This is a genomic window from Cronobacter sp. 153480017-3 (assembly GCF_053627815.1).
The window spans coordinates 224430-242569 of sequence record NZ_JBSEYN010000001.1; the positions used below are offsets into that span (position 1 = coordinate 224430).

19 protein-coding genes are annotated in these 18140 nt (G+C 59.2%); 6 read left to right on the forward strand and 13 right to left on the reverse strand.

All coding sequences use genetic code 11. The features are described 5' to 3' along the window. Positions 1–25 precede the first annotated feature (25 nt). The 3 genes from bioD to ACUW6V_RS01055 form a co-directional block, all read right to left on the reverse strand. Complete coding sequence (gene bioD, locus ACUW6V_RS01045) at positions 26–718, reverse strand: dethiobiotin synthase (RefSeq protein ID WP_105622209.1); 693 nt, start codon at positions 716–718, stop codon at positions 26–28. Between the two features lie 115 nt (positions 719–833). Beyond that, positions 834–2051: a sugar metabolism global transcriptional regulator Mlc gene (gene mlc / locus ACUW6V_RS01050; protein WP_454037882.1), complete on the reverse strand. Its 1218-nt coding sequence runs from the start codon at positions 2049–2051 to the stop codon at positions 834–836. Positions 2052–2145: 94 nt separating this feature from the next. After that, complete coding sequence (locus ACUW6V_RS01055; RefSeq protein ID WP_454037883.1) at positions 2146–3078, reverse strand: LysR family transcriptional regulator; 933 nt, start codon at positions 3076–3078, stop codon at positions 2146–2148. Positions 3079–3199: 121 nt separating this feature from the next. Here ACUW6V_RS01055 and ACUW6V_RS01060 point away from each other — a divergent pair, with 121 nt between their 5' ends. From ACUW6V_RS01060 to ACUW6V_RS01070, 3 genes are all read left to right on the forward strand, one after another. After that, positions 3200–4450 (forward strand): MFS transporter, encoded by a 1251-nt coding sequence (locus tag ACUW6V_RS01060; protein ID WP_454037884.1) that lies wholly within the window; start codon positions 3200–3202, stop codon positions 4448–4450. Positions 4451–4523: 73 nt separating this feature from the next. Continuing rightward, a complete protein-coding gene (locus ACUW6V_RS01065) occupies positions 4524–6008 on the forward strand; it encodes a carboxypeptidase M32 (protein WP_454037885.1) in 1485 nt (494 codons plus the stop codon). 391 nt (positions 6009–6399) lie between these two features. Beyond that, on the forward strand, positions 6400–7221 hold the full coding sequence (locus ACUW6V_RS01070; protein WP_012124695.1) for a trypsin-like serine peptidase: 822 nt from the start codon (positions 6400–6402) through the stop codon (positions 7219–7221). A 40-nt stretch (positions 7222–7261) separates the two neighbouring features. Here ACUW6V_RS01070 and mdtI read toward each other — a convergent pair whose 3' ends face one another. From mdtI to ACUW6V_RS01085, 3 genes are all read right to left on the reverse strand, one after another. Next, positions 7262–7591, reverse strand: a complete 330-nt coding sequence (gene mdtI, locus ACUW6V_RS01075; RefSeq protein ID WP_007775321.1) for a multidrug/spermidine efflux SMR transporter subunit MdtI — start codon at positions 7589–7591, stop codon at positions 7262–7264. Then, positions 7578–7937 (reverse strand): multidrug/spermidine efflux SMR transporter subunit MdtJ, encoded by a 360-nt coding sequence (gene mdtJ, locus ACUW6V_RS01080; RefSeq protein WP_454037886.1) that lies wholly within the window; start codon positions 7935–7937, stop codon positions 7578–7580. The genes mdtI and mdtJ overlap by 14 nt, the downstream gene beginning before the upstream one ends. Positions 7938–8063: 126 nt before the next feature. Beyond that, positions 8064–8168 (reverse strand): protein YdgV, encoded by a 105-nt coding sequence (locus ACUW6V_RS01085; RefSeq protein WP_419669701.1) that lies wholly within the window; start codon positions 8166–8168, stop codon positions 8064–8066. A gap of 275 nt (positions 8169–8443) precedes the next feature. Between ACUW6V_RS01085 and ACUW6V_RS01090 the strand changes: the two genes are divergently transcribed. After that, positions 8444–8851, forward strand: coding sequence for an ASCH domain-containing protein (locus ACUW6V_RS01090; protein WP_032989487.1), 408 nt, complete (start codon positions 8444–8446; stop codon positions 8849–8851). 111 nt (positions 8852–8962) lie between these two features. Here the strand turns inward: ACUW6V_RS01090 and umuC are convergent, their stop codons facing one another. The 4 genes from umuC to ACUW6V_RS01110 form a co-directional block, all read right to left on the reverse strand. After that, positions 8963–10231: a translesion error-prone DNA polymerase V subunit UmuC gene (umuC, locus tag ACUW6V_RS01095; RefSeq protein ID WP_097649483.1), complete on the reverse strand. Its 1269-nt coding sequence runs from the start codon at positions 10229–10231 to the stop codon at positions 8963–8965. Between the two features lies 1 nt (position 10232). Continuing rightward, a complete protein-coding gene (gene umuD / locus ACUW6V_RS01100; protein WP_007775328.1) occupies positions 10233–10652 on the reverse strand; it encodes a translesion error-prone DNA polymerase V autoproteolytic subunit in 420 nt (139 codons plus the stop codon). Between the two features lie 201 nt (positions 10653–10853). Beyond that, complete coding sequence (locus ACUW6V_RS01105; protein WP_454037887.1) at positions 10854–12818, reverse strand: peptidase U32 family protein; 1965 nt, start codon at positions 12816–12818, stop codon at positions 10854–10856. A gap of 236 nt (positions 12819–13054) precedes the next feature. Next, positions 13055–13585: a helix-turn-helix domain-containing protein gene (locus tag ACUW6V_RS01110; RefSeq protein WP_454037888.1), complete on the reverse strand. Its 531-nt coding sequence runs from the start codon at positions 13583–13585 to the stop codon at positions 13055–13057. Positions 13586–13678: 93 nt separating this feature from the next. Between ACUW6V_RS01110 and ACUW6V_RS01115 the strand changes: the two genes are divergently transcribed. Continuing rightward, positions 13679–14842: a benzoate/H(+) symporter BenE family transporter gene (locus ACUW6V_RS01115; RefSeq protein WP_454037889.1), complete on the forward strand. Its 1164-nt coding sequence runs from the start codon at positions 13679–13681 to the stop codon at positions 14840–14842. Positions 14843–14873: 31 nt separating this feature from the next. On the opposite strand, the gene ACUW6V_RS01120 is transcribed toward ACUW6V_RS01115, so the two are convergent. Both ACUW6V_RS01120 and tehB read right to left on the reverse strand, forming a co-directional pair. Further along, positions 14874–15542 (reverse strand): DUF3313 domain-containing protein, encoded by a 669-nt coding sequence (locus tag ACUW6V_RS01120; protein ID WP_012124689.1) that lies wholly within the window; start codon positions 15540–15542, stop codon positions 14874–14876. 215 nt (positions 15543–15757) lie between these two features. Then, complete coding sequence (gene tehB, locus ACUW6V_RS01125; RefSeq protein WP_007868032.1) at positions 15758–16351, reverse strand: tellurite resistance methyltransferase TehB; 594 nt, start codon at positions 16349–16351, stop codon at positions 15758–15760. A 147-nt stretch (positions 16352–16498) separates the two neighbouring features. On the opposite strand from tehB, the gene ydcK reads away from it, so the two are divergent. Beyond that, complete coding sequence (ydcK, locus tag ACUW6V_RS01130; RefSeq protein ID WP_087599760.1) at positions 16499–17479, forward strand: YdcK family protein; 981 nt, start codon at positions 16499–16501, stop codon at positions 17477–17479. Here the strand turns inward: ydcK and rimL are convergent. After that, on the reverse strand, positions 17476–18036 hold the full coding sequence (gene rimL, locus ACUW6V_RS01135) for a 50S ribosomal protein L7/L12-serine acetyltransferase (RefSeq protein WP_097565637.1): 561 nt from the start codon (positions 18034–18036) through the stop codon (positions 17476–17478). The genes ydcK and rimL overlap by 4 nt on opposite strands. Positions 18037–18140: the final 104 nt, after the last annotated feature.

Sequence of the window (18140 nt, forward strand, 5' to 3'; positions counted from 1 at the left end):
CGCAGCGCACCCGCCATAAAACCACTCACACCGCGGCGCGCAACGGGTCGGTTGCACCAAGACGCGTCACATCCACCCACTTCGCTAAATCGCGCTGCTCGGCGCGCGGCAGATACGGTAATTCACCTATCAGCGGCGTAGGCAGCTTCTGGCTTAACACCTCGATAATTTCGGCGTAATGCGCCAGCCCCGGATTTATCCGGTTCGCCACCCAGCCCACCAGCGGCAGACCGTCGCTCGCAATCGCCTGCGCGGTTAACAGCGCATGGTTCAGACACCCTTCCTGAATGCCCACCACCATCAACACCGGCAACTGCTCCTGCACTACCCAGTCGGAAAGCGGGCGTAAATCGTTCATCAGGCTGCGCCAGCCGCCTGTGCCCTCCACCACCACGTGATCCGCCTGTTCACACAGCTGCGCGAGGCCGTTTGACAGCAGCGAATAGTTAATGGCGCAGCTATGCGCCACGCTGCTCTCTTCTTCGCTAAACGCGATGGGGTTGATAGCCTCATACGGCAGCGCCAGGGAAGAGACGCTTTGCAGTACCAGGGCATCTTTGTTGCGCAGCCCCTCCGGCGTCATTTTGCTGCCTTTCGCCACCGGCTTATAGCCCACCACGCGTTTGCCGGTGGCGGCCAGCGCCTGTAACAGGGCGCGGGAAACCACCGTTTTCCCGACGGCGGTATCTGTACCGGTAATAAAGACGCGCTTAAGCATCGCTGACTCCATCTGCCATTGTGTTAAAAAGAATGATCCAGTGGCAAAAGTCTAAAAGAAGACTTTCAGGGTCAGCTTGAGTTAGCGCAATTTTTAGTGGATCAAGGGAAAGTCGTCAGCCTTGCAGCAGGCGAATCAACAACGAACCGTTATACATCGCGTCTTTCACCAGCGCTGCGCCCGCCATCGTGCCGCGGTTTGAGAACTGGGTGCTTTCCACGCTGATGTTCCGGCTGTAGGCGGGCAGCGACTGCTGGCGAACGGCGTCAGCAATCGCCGGAAAGAGAATATCGGACGCCCGGTTGAGCGGCGAACCAATCAGAATTTTTTGTGGGTTAAACAGATTGACCATAATCGCGAGAATGCGCCCGACGTTAACGCCGACGCCGAGAATAATATCGCGCGCCAGCAGATCGCCCGCCAGCGCCGCGTCGCACAGCGACTCCACGCTAAGCGGCTGTCCGTGCAGCATCGAGCCCATCGACTGATTCATCCGCTGCTGCGCCAGCTCCAGCACGCTGTCGATGCTGGCGATAGTTTCAAGGCAGCCGTGGTTGCCGCAGTAGCAGCGTTTGCCGTAAGGATCGACCTGCGTGTGGCCAATCTCCACCAGGCTGCTGCTGCCCGCGTGCAGCAGGCGGCCGTCGGTAATGACGCCCGCGCCGACGTTATGATCGATAACCACCTGAATCACATCACGCGCGCCGCGTGACGCGCCGAACAGCCCTTCGGCCATCGTCCAGGCGCTGATGTCATGCTGGACAAACACCGGTACGCCGGTGTGCGCCTCCAGCGCCGCGCCAAGCGGCATATCAACGACATCATAAAACGGCATCTGGCGCACCAGCCCATGTTCGGTATCAATCACGCCAGGCAGCGTAATGGCGATGGCGGTGAGGCGCTCCAGCTGGCGCTGATGGCGGATAAAAAAGCGATCGATATGGTCGATAATGCGATCGAGCAGCGGGCGGGTCTCCTGCAACGGCAGATCGAGCTGCTCTTCCACCACCAGTTTGCTGCTGAGATCGCGCAGCGCGAGGTTGATTTCACCGCGGTTGATGCGCACCGAAAGGTAGTGCCAGGCGTCGGTTTCCACCGCGAGCCCTACGGCGGGGCGACCACGGCTGCCTGGCTCCTGGATTTCCGTCTCCTGAACCAGATGCGCCTCCAGCATTTCGCGCACGATTTTGGTAATGCTGGCGGGGGCGAGTTGCGCCAGTCTGGAAAGATCGATACGTGATACCGGGCCAAGCTGATCAATCAGGCGATAGACAGCGCCCGCATTGGTCTGTTTTATCTGATCGATATGGCCCGGTTGACTGTCAGCAACCACGTCCTGCTCCCTTATTTTCGCGCTTCGAAATAAACATTCGGCTATGGTGAATCACTTCGCCAGGGCGCGTCAAATTTTTACTTAGCCTTGTGATTTACCGCACATTTTTATGCAGATCGGCGGCCGTTTCCGGCCATTGCGCGGCCCCGTTAAGCAGAGAAATAAAACGTTGTGCCGCGGCGCTTTGCTCCTGATGCCGCGCCCAGACCAGCCACATTTCTGAAATTGCATCCGGCTCGCGCAGTTTTACCCAGCGCATCTCCTCTAACCGCACGCGCTGAAACGACGCCGGAAGAATCGACACGCCGAGCCCCGCCGCCACCAGGCCGATGATTGTCATCGCCTCGCCCACCTCCTGCGTGATGCGCGGCTGCACGCCGTAGCGATGCAACAGCCCGAGAATATCGTCACACAGCCCGGTGCCGACGTGCGGGTCAAAAAAGACGAACGGCTCGCCCGCCAGCTCACTTATCGACACCGCCTCGCGCGCGGCGAGCGGATGATCGCAGGGGATGAGCGCCAGCAGCGGTTCGCGCAGCACCAGTTGCCAGGCAAGCGTCTCCGGCAGCGGGGTGTTACGCATCAGCCCGACATCGAGCCGCCCTTCGGTCAGCGGCGCTATCTGCGAGCGGGTGTTTATCTCAAGCGTCTGCAAATGCACATCCGGGTAGCGACGGCGAAACACGGAAAGCGTGTCGGAAATAGCGCGGATAAACGGCGCTGATGACGTAAAACCGATGCGCAGTTCGCCGGTCTCGCCGTTATGCAGGCGCGCGGCGCGCACCGCCGCGGCTTCCACCTCGCTTAAAATCTGGCGGCTGTCGGCGAGAAACTGCCTGCCTGCCGCCGTGAGCGTGACGCTGCGGTTGGTGCGGGCCAGCAGCCGCGCGCCGGTCTGCGCTTCCAGCGCCTGGATCTGCTGGCTTAACGGCGGCTGGGAAATGTTCAGGCGGGCGGCGGCGCGGCCAAAATGCAGCTCCTCTGCCACCGCCACAAAATAGCGAAGATGACGCAGTTCGATATTCATATTTAATACATATTATTTGAGATTATTAATATATTAGACAGATGATTCGCCGCTTTCTACTCTTCGTGTGTGTGCCTCACCCGCAGCCAGCAATCGCGGGGATATTACGTAAGGATATGCTGTGAGTCGTACCACTACCGTCAGCGCGCCGCCGGCGCAGGCTGCTGACGATGCCGTTACTGCCGCGCCGGCAACCTATATCAAACGCGGCACGCCCGCCTTTATGCGCGTCACGCTCGCGCTCTTCTCCGCGGGTCTCGCCACTTTCGCCCTGCTCTACTGCGTACAGCCCATTCTGCCGGTGCTGTCGCAGGAATTTGGCGTCACGCCCGCCGCCAGCAGTATTTCGCTCTCGGTCGCCACGGGGATGCTGGCCGTGGGGCTGCTGTTTACCGGGCCGCTGTCCGACGCTATCGGGCGCAAAAACGTGATGGTCACGGCCCTGCTGCTCGCTTCCATCTGCACCCTGCTTGCCACCATGATGCACAGCTGGCACGGCATTCTGCTGATGCGCGCGCTGATTGGGCTGTCGCTGAGCGGCGTGGCGGCCGTCGGCATGACCTATCTGTCCGAGGAGATCCACCCCAGCATGGTGGCGTTCTCGATGGGGCTCTACATCAGCGGTAACTCGATTGGCGGTATGAGCGGCCGTCTGCTCACCGGGGTTATCACCGATTTCTTTAGCTGGCGCGTGGCGATGGCCTGTATCGGCTGCTTTGCGCTCGCGGCGGCCTTAATGTTCTGGAAAATCCTTCCGGCTTCGCGCCATTTTCGCGCCTCATCGCTGCGCCCGCGCACGCTGCTGATTAACTTTCGCCTGCACTGGCGCGACGACGGCCTGCCGCTGCTCTTCGCCGAAGGCTTTCTGCTGATGGGCGCGTTTGTAACGCTGTTTAACTACATCGGCTACCGGCTGATGCTCTCGCCCTGGCACTTAAGCCAGGCGGCGGTGGGCCTGCTGTCTGTCGCGTATCTCACTGGCACCTGGAGCTCGCCGAAAGCGGGCGCGATGACCGCGCGTTTCGGCCGCGGCCCGGTGATGCTCGGCTTTACCGGCATCATGCTGTGCGGCCTGCTCCTCACGCTGTTCTCATCCCTGTGGCTGATTTTCGCGGGTATGCTGCTCTTCTCCGCCGGGTTCTTTGCGGCGCACTCCGTTGCGAGCAGCTGGATAGGCCCGCGGGCGCGGCGCGCCAAAGGCCAGGCGTCCTCACTCTATCTGTTCAGCTATTACTTAGGCTCAAGCTTCGCGGGCACGCTCGGCGGGCTGTTCTGGCACCGCTACGGCTGGAACGGCGTCGGCGGGTTTATCGCGCTGCTGCTGGTGCTGGCGTTGCTGGTGGGCGGTGGGCTGCACCGCCGCGTCCGCTAATCGCCCTTCGGGCCTCGTGTTTCGTCAGGGTTAGTGCTACCTTTTCTGCTTGCCGACAACGTCACGAGGCCTTATGGAAAACAAAAACTATCAACAGCTTAGCCGCACGTTCCTGCGGCTTTCCCGCTTCTCTCATCTCTCCGCTATCGCAAGCTGGGATATGTTCGCCATGATGCCGCCGGGCGGCAGCCGTGCGCGCGGCGAAGCCCTGGCGGAGCTGAGCGTGCTGCAGCATCAGATCCTGACCGACAAAAAGATGGCCGAATGGCTGCGCGGCGCGGAACAGGAAGACTTAAACGATCTCGAACAGGCAAACCTGCGCGAAATGCAGCGCCACTACCAACAGGCGGCGCTGCTGCCGGAAGCGCTGGTCGAGGCCAAATCGCTCGCGGGCAGCCGCTGCGAACACGCCTGGCGCAGCCAGCGTCCGGCCAACGACTGGGACGGCTTCTCGGAAAATCTCAAAGAGGTGGTCAAGCTGAGCCGTGAAGAGGCCGCTATTCGCGCCGAAGCCAAAGGCTGTTCGCGCTATGACGCCCTGCTCGATATTTTCGAGCCGGATATGACCAGCGCGCGCCTCGATACGCTGTTTGGCGATCTGCGCAGCTGGCTGCCGGATCTCCTCGCCCGCGCGGTGGAAAAACAGGAACGCACCGCGCTGATTACGCCGCAGGGGCCGTTCCCGGTGGCGCAACAGCGCGAGCTGGGCCTTGAGGCGATGCGCCTGCTTGGCTTTGATTTCGACGGCGGCAGGCTGGATGTCAGCGCGCACCCGTTCTGCGGCGGCGTGCCGGAAGATGTGCGCATCACCACCCGCTATGACGAAAACGAACTCTTCAGCGCGCTGTTTGGCGTGATCCACGAAACCGGCCATGCCCGTTATGAGCAAAACCTGCCGCGCGAATGGCCGGGCCAGCCGGTGGCGCTGGCGCGCTCTACCGCTATCCATGAATCCCAGAGCCTGTTCTTCGAAATGCAGCTCGGGCGCAGCCGTCCGTTCCTGAAGCTGCTGCTGCCGCAGGTGGTCTCGCGTTTCGGCAAGCAACCGGCGTTTGAGGAGGAGAACTATCTGGCCTGGAACCAGCGCGTGAAGCCCGGCTTTATCCGCGTCGATGCCGATGAAGTGAGCTACCCGGCTCACGTGGTGCTGCGCTACGAGATTGAGCGCGCACTGATCGACGGCGATATTGAAGTGGATGACATTCCGGCCCTGTGGGATGAGAAAATGCAGCAGTGGCTGGGGCTCTCCACCACCGGCAACTACCGCGACGGCTGTATGCAGGATATTCACTGGACGGATGGCGGCTTTGGTTACTTCCCGTCGTACACGCTTGGCGCGATGTATGCCGCACAGCTTTTCCAGGCCGCGCGCCAGGCGCTGCCGAACCTGGACGCCTCGATTGCCGCAGGCGATCTGCGCGCGCTGTTTGACTGGCTGCGTCAGTCGGTGTGGCAGCACGGCAGCCGCTTTACCACTTCGCAGCTGATGATTAACGCCACCGGCGACGATCTCAACCCGCGCTATTTCCGCGATCACCTGACGACCCGCTACCTGTAGCGCCGTCGTATACGCCGGGCCGCGCGCCCGGTGTGTACATTCCGTTACACGCCGATACTAATCACCTACGGACGCCCGCCCCGCCGCGCCGTTATAGTCTCTTTACGCCCCGCCGTTTTTTTTCGCCGCTTTTGTCAGGCCTGCGCGCTCAGGCACGCGCGTCGCCGTTTGCGCCGGACGCGCGGGCTGCGTTTCCGGAGGCCCGACATGATCCGCCGCTATCAGTTTGAGATAATCCTGACGCTGCTGCTGTTATGCGGCGCGCTGTCGATCTTTTTTTACTGGTAAACGTCGCTAGCACGCTGATTTTATTCTCACTTTGCTCGCGTCACGTCTATAGTTACCTCACAGGGTTACTTTAATAATCATAATTGCCCCACCAGAGAGTGATATGCGCAAAACCGTTTTCTTGTTACTGGGATCGCTACTATTACCCGCTTTTATTACCCATGCCGACGAGGGCGATGACGCGTCTGAGACCGCAAGCGACGTTCAGACCCTCTTTTTTGGTCATGATGACCGCACGCCCGTACCGGACCCGGCCGCGTCCCCGTGGGATGCCATTGGCCAGCTTGAAACCGAAAGCGGTAACCTGTGTACCGCCACGCTTATCTCCCCGCACCTGGCGCTGACCGCCGGGCACTGTTTGCTCTCTCCGCCGGACGGCACCCCAGACCGTGCGGTGGCGCTGCGTTTTGTGTCGCATAAAGGGGCGTGGCGCTACGAAATTCACAGTATTGAAGGGCGCGTATCGCCGTCGCTCGGGCATAAACTGAAAGCCGACGGCGAAGGCTGGATTGTGCCGTCTTCCGCCGCGCCGGAAGATTTCGGGCTGATTATTCTGCGTAACCCGCCGTCTGGCCTGACGCCGCTGCCGCTGTTCGAAGGCGATCGCGCGGCCCTGAACCGCGCGCTGAAAGCGACAGGCCGGCGCGTGACGCAGTCCGGCTACCCGGAAGATCATCTCGACGCGCTCTACAGCCATCAGGATTGCCTGATTACAGGCTGGGCGCAGCGTAACGTGCTGGCGCACCAGTGCGACACGCTGCCGGGCGACAGCGGCTCGCCGCTGATGCTGCGCACCGACACCGGCTGGCAACTGATTGGCGTGCAGAGCTCAGCGCCCGCCGCCAAAGACCGCTGGCGCGCCGATAACCGCGCGATTTCAGTGACCGGTTTTCGCGAGCGCCTGGAAGCGCTGGCGAGCGAATAAAAAAGGGGCGCTCAGCGCCCCTCTCTCTTTGCTTTACGGCTTACGCCAGCTTGATAATCACCATGCCCACCAGCAGCAGCCCAAGCCCGGCCCAGCCTTTGCGGTTAAGCCGCTGGCCGAACATAATCCAGCCTGCCGCCACCGTCGCGGCGATCCCGAAACCGCCCCACAGCGCGTACGCCACCGCCAGATCGATGCCTTCCACCGCCTGCCCCAGCGCGCTGAAGGCGGCGAGGACGGCGGCAAGCGACGCCACGCCATAGACCGGGCGGCGAAAGCCGTCGGAGAATTTCAGCCAGATATTGGCGATAATTTCGAGGCCTATCGCCAGCAGCAGCCAGAGAATATGCTGTAACTCAACCTGCGACATGACGCACCTCCGCGTTGCGGCTCACGGTACGGGTGCCGGTTTTGATCAGTAAAATCCCGGCAATTAATACCAGCAGGCCCAGCGCTTTTTGCACCGTCAGGGTTTCGTTAAACAGCAACACGCTAAAGAGCGTAATTAAGACGATCCCGACACCTTCCCACAGGGCGTAAGCCACACCCAGCGCAATACGCTTAACAGAAAAAGACAGTAAAATATAAGAAAGGGAAATCATCACCAGCATTAAAATAAATCCGGCGTGGCCACCGCCAACGCTTGCCCATTTTAATGCCAGCGTCCCGGTAATTTCCGACATAATAGCTAATGCTAATAAAACCCAGTAAATCATAATCTCTCTCCTGCCTGAAAAAATACACAGGCATATCAGATGGCGCGTAAATACGCGTCATTAAAAACGATTAAAACAGTAACAGGCGTACAGTGACGGCCTGAAAAAATTCAGAAGAGAGACGGACTAAAGCGCCGTGCGCCAGTGCTGTTCACCGCAAAGAAAGGTGGCAGGGAAAGGAGTGGAAGAAACGTAAAACAGGGAGATAAAACAATTGAACAGGTTGTCCATAATCTTTCAATTTATCCGCGGTCTTGCTTCTCGTCGTTGCGGATCAAAATTGGCCTCGGTAGTCAAACACGCCCGAATTAAACCATGCCGCCAGACTTTTCTCAACCCGTTTACACTAATTTACGGCAGTTTTTATTTTTTATCGGGGCAAAAACAGCGGCTTATTTTAACGCCCCGATTAATTAATCATGCCAGGCGAGTAAATAATCATTAGCAGGCTCTCTTTTTTCACGATATGCTATTTCCTTACATTAATTTAACAAGGAAGTATCAGAATGACCGTAGACGAACTGCAACAGAAATACCCTGGCGCGCGGGCCTGGGGCTTTGGCGACTCACCGCACATGGCGGACGAGCTGGGCGCGCTGGTGGCGCACGGCACCAAACGCGCCAGCTGCAGCGATTATCACGCCTGGCGGCAAGACGCCGACCCAACCCTGCCGGGGGATTACCACATTATCCTCAACGGCGCGGGCGAGCCGCTGTGCGTTATTCGCACCCACACGCTGCGGCTGGTGAAATTCTGCGACGTTACTGAACAACTCGCCGCACTGGAAGGCGAAGGCGATTTAAGCCTCGCTTACTGGCGCAATGAGCACGAGGCGTTTTTCACCCGCGCCGGCTGTTTCTCTCCCGACATGCCGCTGATGTTTGAAGAATTTGACCTGGTGGAGCGGTGCTGAGGGGTTATTACAAGATCAGAAATGCCTTCCTGGCGGACTTTTATTGTCGCCGCGCAGCGTTTTATGGCCACGTTTAATCAGCAGCGCGGCGAAGGCGTAATTGTTAACCCCTCACCACAAACTCGCGCGCGGTAATTCACTGAAACGGGTGGTGTAGCCAGGCGAAAGGAATTCGCGCTTCATCGCCCAGGGCTTGACGATCCCCTGACCTGCGAACCAGAGCTTCCCCCGGCCTGAGCGATTATATTCATCCAGCAGATGCATCAGCGGCGCGCTGTTGGCCTGTGGCGGGTGTTCATCGAAGAGATTAAGCTGCGCCACGCCCTGGCTGAAAAAATCCCCCAGCATGACGCCCGCTTTGATGTAGCGATAGCCTTCGCGCCAGATGGCGTCCAGCGCGTTTACCGCCAGCCGCACGATTTCGCGGGTGTCGTTGGTGGGCGTCAGCGCCTGGCACAGCGCCTGGTTGCTGTAGCGGTTATCGGGTTCGTCATGCGGGCTGGTGCGGATAAACACCGCCACCTGGCGGCAGAACTGATGCTCCTGACGCAACTTCTCCGCGGCGCGTTCCGCCCAGGCGCAGACCGCCTGGCGCATATCCTGGTAAGCCGTGACGCGGTAGCCAAACGAACGGCTGCACACGATCTGCTGCTTCGGCGCAACAAACTCATCCATTGCCAGACACGGCTCGCCGCGCAGCTCGCGCACGGTGCGCTCCAGCACCACGTTGAAATTTTTGCGGATCACCCACGCCGGGCTGTTGGCCAGATCAAACGCGGTCTCAATGCCCATCGCCGTCAGTTTTTTGCTGAGTCTGCGCCCGACGCCCCAGACATCCTCCACCTTAAAATGCGCCAGCGCCCTGCGCAGCCGGGCGGGATCGGAGAGATCGACCACCCCACCCGACTTCGGCCATTTTTTGGTGGCGAAATTGGCAAGCTTGGCGAGCGTTTTGGTGGGCGCGATGCCCACACCGACCGGCAGGTGGGTTTCGCGCCAGAGACGGTCGCGGATCTCATGAGCAAACGTGGTCAGCGACATGACGTTACTGACGCCGCGCAGATCGACAAACGCCTCGTCGATCGAGTAGATCTCCACCTGCGGCGCCATCTCTTCGAGAATATCCATCACGCGTTTGCTCATGTCGGCGTAAAACGCGTAGTTGGAGCTAAAGACCGCCACGCGATGACGCTCAAAGAGCGCGCGCTGTTTGAAATAGGGCTCCGCCATGGTGATGCCGAGCGCCTTTGCCTGGCGGCTGCGGGCAATGACGCAGCCGTCGTTATTGCTCAGCACCACGACCGGTTTATCCCGCAGATCCGGGCGAAACACCATCTCGCAGGAGGCGTAAAAGCTGTTCACATCCACCAGCGCGTACATCTCAGCGCCTCTTCTTCAGCACCCAGGTGACCACGCCGAAGATCACTACCTCGGCGTCGCCGCCAAGCGGGATCGGCGCGAAATCCGGGTTCATCGGCACCAGTTGCGCCACCGGGTGCAGCCGCAGGGTTTTGACGGTGAACTCCCCTTCCAGCGCAGCCACGACGATATCGCCTTCCTGGGGCTTCAGGGCGCTGTCCACCACCAGCAGATCGCCATCCTCGATCCCGGCACCGTTCATCGACTCCCCGGCCGCCCGCAAAAAATAGGTGGCGTTCGGGTGCACAATGCAGTGCGCGTCAAGGCTTACACGCTTTTCGACGTAATCCTGAGCGGGCGACGGAAATCCGCAGGCCACTGTCTCAAGGAACAGCGGCAACCCCTCGGCATCAGGCTGTGGCAAGAGTCGCATCATTAACATGGCGTACTCCATCCATTCATTATGTTGTTATTTACTGTGTTTATATACAGTAGTTTGATTTGTGCTGTTCTGACAACCCTATTTTTAAGCGAAGCGGCGCAATTGCCTGGAGAACGGCCAGTTTGTGCGGGTTTGTTGAGCGGTATGGAATGAAGATAAAAAAAGCCAGAGCATGGGCTCTGGCTTTTCGGGGAAGGAGTGTCAGGCGTTTTTGCGTTTCGGCAGGGTTTTCAGCAGATCTTCCGGGCTGATGGAGGCGACCACGCTGCCCGGCTGCGGCATTTTCAGGATATGGTTTTTGATCTTGCCGACCACGTGCATTTCGCAGGGTTTGCAGTCAAAGCGCAGCGTTAACACTTCGTCGCCGTGCACCAGTTGCATCGGAGTCGCCTTCCAGCTCTTGATGTTGCCCTTCGCCTGTTTCGGGCAGAGGTTAAAGGCAAAGCGCAGGCAGTGCTTGGTGATCATCACCGGCACGTCGCCTTTTTCCTCGTGCGCCTCATACGCAGCGTCGATAAGCTGCACGCCATAGCGCTGGTAAAATTCACGCGCCTTATGGTTGTAGACGTTCGCGAGGAAGCTCAGGTGCGTTTCCGGGTAGACCGGCGGCGGCACGGAAACCGGCTTGCGCGCGCCGCGCTGATAGTTCGCCAGGCGCGCGGCGTCCAGCGCCTCGATAGCTTCACGGCGGAACGCGTTGAGCTGACTGTTAGGCACAAACAGCGCGCCCGGCAGCGTAATCTGCACGTCGCGCGCGAAATAGATAGTCTGCCCCAGTTTCGCCAGGCCCTCTTTCAGGCTGGTCAGCGCTTTTTCCGGGTTGTTGGCTTCGTCAAACTGCCCGTCAAGCGTATGCGTCACGCTGACGCCGTCTTCGCTGGTGATGGTCAGGATCAGCTGTTCCTGCCAGCCGCCAAGCTCGATATCCACGCCGATGCGGCGCTCGCTGGAGGTTTTCAGCAGCGCCTGCTGCCAGTTGTGATCGAGGTTGCGGTTAAGCTTGTGGTGCGGGCGCAGCGTTTTCAGCGCCGCTGGCATCTCGTTCGGGAAAACGCGGTAGCGGTTTTCGCCGGTTTTTTCCGCCACGTTAACGCGAAAGCCAACCACTTCACGCTTAATCATAACGTTCAGCCCGTCGCCGTTGGCCAGCGGCTCGGTGACCTCCACATCCAGATGCTCTTTGCCGACGCTCAGCACTTCGCCGACCGGCAGGCCGACGAACGTCGGGGTGTCGAACGCGCCAATATCGATTTTACGGGCGTTAACGAAGTAATCGGTGCTGCCGCGGTGGAAGGTCTTTTCGGTGGACGGCACGAAATAGTGCGCCGTGTTACCGGCGGAGGAACGTGCGAGATCGCCGCGATCTTCAATAATCGCGTCGAGCATCTGACGGTAATGCGCCGTGATGTTTTTCACGTAGCTCATGTCTTTGTAGCGCCCTTCAATCTTGAAGGAGCGCACGCCTGCGTCAATCAGCGCCGCCAGGTTGGCGGTCTGATCGTTATCTTTCATCGACAGCAGGTGTTTCTCATACGCCACCACGCGGCCCTGATCGTCTTTCAGGGTATACGGCAGACGGCAGGCCTGCGAGCAGTCACCGCGGTTGGCGCTGCGCCCGGTCTGGGCGTGGGAGATATAGCACTGGCCCGAATAAGCCACGCACAGCGCGCCATGAATAAAGAATTCGATGGTGGCGTCAGTGTTCTCATGAATGGCGCGGATCTGGTTGAGGTTCAGCTCGCGCGCCAGCACGATTTGCGAGAAACCGGCGTCGGAGAGAAACTTCGCCTTTTCGACGCTGCGGATATCGCACTGGGTGCTCGCGTGCAGCTCGATGGGCGGAATATCCAGCTCCATGATGCCCATATCCTGCACGATCAGGGCGTCAACGCCCGCGTCATAGAACTGGCCGATAAGCTTGCGGGCCGGCTCCAGCTCGTCGTCATGCAAAATGGTGTTCAGCGTGCCAAACACCTTCGCGCCGAAGCGATGGGCGAACGGCACCAGGTCTGCGATGTCCTGGAGGCTGTTGCTGGCGTTGTGGCGGGCACCGAAACCGGGGCCGCCGATATAGACTGCATCTGCGCCGTGCAGAATGGCTTCGCGGGCGATGGCGGTATCGCGGGCGGGGCTGAGCAGTTCAAGGTGATGCGGTTGCAGGCGCATAATTCGTCGTTATCCGTTATTTGAAAGGCGGCTATTGTAGTCACATTCGGGGCGTTCGGAAACTGTTTCACGGTACCGCTGCGGGTTTGCCGTTCTGCGGGAAAGTATTGCACAAAGGTTTATTTCACGCGGCACGCCGCAAGGGATACGCTGAGGCGGTATTCCTGACTTATCACCTCAGTTTCATCGTGTCGTTGTAGATTGTCGTTGGCCGCAAGCTTGCTTGCGGTTTTTTTTTATGGCGCCGGGTAGTGAATAAGCGAATGAAAGCGCACCGGCAACGACGTCGCGTTGCGGTAGGCGTGCGGTCGGTCGCCAGCAAACTTCAGCCCTTCGCCAGGGCCGAGCCGCCGCCAGACGCCGTCCGTCTGAAGCTCCAGCTCGCCCTCAATCACCACCACATGCTCCGTTACGCCGCGCTCATGCGGCGTGGAGTCGCTCTGCGCGCCGGGGGCGAGCGTGACGGCGAGCATATCGAAGCGCAGCTGTTCATCCCACGGAAACACCGGCTCTACCAGCATCGTCTGCTGGGCGTCAAACACGGTACGCGCCCCCGGCGCAGGCGGTGTAATAAACGCCGAAAACGGCACGTTAAAGCCAGTGGCGATTTTCCACAGCGTCGCAACAGTCGGGCTCGATTCGTTACGCTCTATCTGGCCGAGCATCGCTTTCGACACGCCGGTTTCCTGCGACGCCTGGGTCAGGCTCCAGTTTTTCTGCTGGCGCAGCGCTTTCAGCGTCTGCGCGAGATGGGCGGTAATGTCCATACGTTCTCCTTTGAGGGTGCCAGTATAGCGCCTTGTGCGTTATAGCGCACGATGATAGAGTCGCTGGACGTTATAACGCACAACGGAGTATGTATGCGCTTTTCGCTTCCCCCGGCGCCTGCCGTTATCGCAGGGTTTGTGGCGGTGCTGGTGGGCTACGCCAGCTCTGCCGCTATTATCTGGCAGGCCGCCGCGGCGGCAGGTGCCACGCCTGCCCAAACGGCGGGCTGGATGACGATGCTCGGCATCGGCATGGGCGTCAGCACGCTTGCGCTAAGCCTGTGGTATCGCGCGCCGGTGCTGACCGCCTGGTCAACGCCCGGCGCGGCGCTGCTGGCGACGGGCCTTGCGGGCAGCAATCTGCATGAAGCGGTCGGGATTTTTATTTTCGCCTCGGCGCTGATTGTGATTTGCGGCGCGACGGGGCTGTTCGCCCGCCTGATGAAAATCATTCCGCCGGGCCTGGCCGCCGCGATGCTGGCGGGCATTCTGCTGCGCTTCGGGCTACAGGCGTTCGGCACGCTGGAAGGGCATTTTATTCTGTGCGCCGCCATGACGGGGGCGTGGCTGCTCTGTAAAGTCTTCGCGCCGCGCTACGCCGTGGTGGCCGTGCTGCTGACAGGCGTCGCGGTCTGTCTGTTACAGGGCGAAGTGAACACGGCAGCGCTGCATTTTCGCCTCGCACCGCCGGAGTTTGTCTCGCCCGCGTTCAGCCTCTCCTCGCTGCTCGGCGTCGGCCTGCCCTTCTTTCTGGTGACGATGGCCTCGCAGAACGCGCCAGGCGTCGCCACATTGCAGGCTTCCGGCTACCGGGTGCCGGTTTCGCCGTTGATGGTCACAACCGGCCTGCTGGCGCTGCTCCTTGCGCCCTTTGGTGTTTTTTCCATTTGCATTGCCGCCATTACCGCCGCCATCTGCCAGAGCCCGGAGGCGCACCCGGACCGCGACAGGCGCTGGATAGCGGCGGCGATGGCGGGCGTGTTTTATCTGCTGGCGGGTGTATGCGGCGGCTCCGTCGGCGCGCTGATGACCGCCCTGCCGCTGCCGTGGCTGCAAACGCTCGCCGGGCTGGCGCTGCTCGGCACCATTGGCGGCAGCCTGCATCAGGCGCTGGCGAATGAACGCACCCGCGACGCGGCGCTGATTACCTTTCTGGTGACGGCATCCGGCGTGACGCTGCTCGGCGTCGGGTCGGCCTTCTGGGGGTTAATGGCTGGCGGGATAAGCTACGCGCTGCTGGCGCGACGGGCGGGATAAAAAAGAGGGAGCCAGGCTCCCTCTGTACGGTTTATTTCGGCGCGGGATCGAACATGCGCGCGTCGGTCGCCATATCGTCGATCACCTGTTTGAGGTTGTCGACCGTGAGCGGCGTCTTTTCGTTGTTGAGATCTTTCCCCTCACCTTTACGCACCACTTTCACCACGGTTTTCTGCGTCGCCGCGTCAATCAGCTCACCTTCAAAAAACAGGCTGGTGTCCATCGTACGATGGCCTGTCGCGACTTCGGTTCCGGCCACCACCAGCGCAATCGGCAGCACTTCATAGAATTGCAGCCCTTCTTTGCTGCTGTCGACGGCAGTGATCGCGCCGCGGAAAATCACGCTGCGCGGGCCGGGCGTCGTCACCAGCGGCTTGCGGCTTGCGGCGGCGGTTTTCAGTTTATCGTTGGTGTAATTCAGCAGGCCATCAAGCACCTTCTGAGAGATCTGCGCAGTCGGTTTCGGCGTCGGATAATAGACCACCGGGTTGTAAACAATAGAGTCATAATTATTCAGGTTAAAGCCCGGCGCGACCCAGCGCATCACCGGTTTGCCGGTCGATGATGTGGTTTTTTCAAGGCCCGAATAGTCTTTCAGGAAGCCGGAATATTGCTCGGGTTTGGTGGTGCTGGAGGAACAACCGGCAAGCAGCAATAGCGCCGCCACGCCGGAAGCTTTAAATACCGATGTGCTGTGCATAGAACGTTACCTGTGAGTGGATGAGCACTGAATTTATAGCAAACGGCTGTGCGAAAAGAGTAATAAAAACGGCAGGATAAGAGAAAAAAGCGATCCGGGACGTAAAATAGGATTAGAACAATAAATAAAATTGATACTAACAATAAAAATATATAAAAATCTTTATTTCATTAATGCGGAACCGCGCTACCGGCGGCTCCGTAAAAAATCTCACATTAACGTTTTTTCGCGAGCATCGTCGCAAAACGTAAGCGAATGCGGTTGCCGCTGGCGTCGGTTTTATGAAGCTGACCGACATCTTCATTGTATTTAATTAACTCCCAGCCTTCGTAATAACGGCGCAGTTCCCCTTCGCGAAACGCGAACGGGAAACCGACGGTGCACGGATAATCGTCAGTATCCATCGCCGCGACAATCAGGTTATAACCGCCCGGCGCGGTACAGCGCTGCATATTATCGATAAGCCCGGGAATGGTGTCGCGCTCAAGAAACATCATCACCACGGTGGAGAGAATAAAGTCATACTCCCCGTCAAAACGCAGCGTATTTAAATCTTTCACCGCGATATGCAGATTATTAAGCCCTTCCGCCGCCGCGATGCGCTCAAGGTTGGCGATACTCGCCGGGTTTTTATCCCACGCGGTGACGTCAAACCCACGGGCGGCGAGAAAGAGGCTGTTGCGCCCGTTGCCGCAGCCGAGATCCAGCGCGCGGCCCGGTTTGACATAATTAACGGCGTTTAATACGTCAGAGTGCGTGGCCGTCAGGCCATATTTTTCAGTGAAATAGTTTTCATCACGAACGATCATGGGGGTTCCTTAAACGCTTCCTGCCGGCGATGCGGCAAAGATATATTTTGCATGCATTTTATAAAACTTCCCCGGTAAACGCTATCGCCTTCCCGGCGCGTAAAAATTTGCTACGGTTAATGAGGAGTCTCTGGCAAGGAAATTCTGATGAATAAATATCAGCTCAGCGAAGCCACGCGCGTCTTTCGCTATACCCGCCACGGCGAGCCCTGCACCGTCACGCTGCGCCAGCTTATCGCGCTGTGCGATTTCGCCGATGTTAGCGCCGGAACGCCGGGCGGCTGGGTGGAGAGCGAGGAGAACCTCAGCCAGCAAGGCTCTTGCTGGGTCTATGACCACAACAGCGTGGTGTTTGCGGGCGCGAAAGTTCGCGGCAATGCGCGCTTAAGCCAGACCTGCGTTGTTCATCATGACGCGGTCATTGGCGACGATGCCTGGATTGACGCCGCCGAAATCAGCGACGGCGCGCACGTCAGCGGCCGCGCCATGGTGCAGTGCTCGGTGGTGCGCGGCGAGTGTCATATTTTCGGTGACGCGCGAGTGATGCAAAACAGCCTGGTGGTCGGTGCGAAAGGCTTAACGGCAGACAGCGACAGCGCGCTGCATATTTACGGCAACGCCACGGTCAGCGCCTCGCGGGTGGTGCATCAGGCCCAGATTTACGGCCACGCGCTGGTGACACACGCGTTTATCGAGCATCGCGCGCAGGTGTTTGAAAACGCGATCCTCGAAGGCAACGACGAGAATGACGTCTGGGTCTGCGACTGCGCGAAAATCCACGGCAACGCCCGGCTGGTGGCGGGCACGGAGGAGAACGCCTCGCCAACGGTGCGCTACAGCTCAGAAGTATCAGGCCACGCGGTGATTGAAGGCAACTGTCTGCTGGGGCATCACGTGCGGGTCGATGAATACGCGGTCATCACGGGCGGCCCGGTGCGGCTCGATAATCACGTGACCATCACCGGACGCGCGCGTATCCGCGGCGACGTTATCGTCGAAGACAGCGTGACGGTAAACGATGATGTCACGATCGACGCGCCGCCCGGCGAAAGCATTCGGCTGTGCGGCTTTAAAACGCTTCACGGCAACGAACATATTCAGCGCACGCCGCTGCCGGGGCTCGTTTAAGCGTCCGCGTCAATAATACGCGCGTAGATATGCTGATCGTGAAACTGGCCGTTCAGGTACTCGGCCTCTTTTAAACGCCCTTCCAGCGTAAAGCCGTTACGCTGCGCCACGCGGTTGCTCGCCGCGTTGGTGACGATACATTTAATGACAAACCGTCGTACTTCGCCCGTTTGCGCGTAATGCGCCATCATCGTTTGCAGCGCGCCAGAAATAATCCCCCGCCCCTGATGCCGCTCATCCATCCAGTAGCCGATATAGGCCGTTTTGTTGGTCGGCTCTATCTGGTTAAACGACAGCACGCCCACCATCTCGCCATCCAGCAAAATCATAAACATTTTCGCGTAGCCGCGCTGGTGCAGCATGGCGTTGCTCTGAATGGTCTGGCGCGTGTCTTCGATTTTGGTGACGTACTGCGGCCAGTTCATCGCTTTTTGCAGCCAGGCTTTATTGCGCTGTACCAGTGCGAACAGCGGCTCTGCGAACCGTTCATGAACGGCATGCAGCGCAAGATGTTCGTTAACGATAAGTATCTCGTCCTGAGAGGCGGCATTTGGCAAGGGAATCTCCTTCTGATGAGTAAACCTCTACAGTTATCATAGCGGGCGATGTAAAAACACTGCCTGAATCGGCGGGCTTAACCGATTTTCCGTGGTTTCCTGCG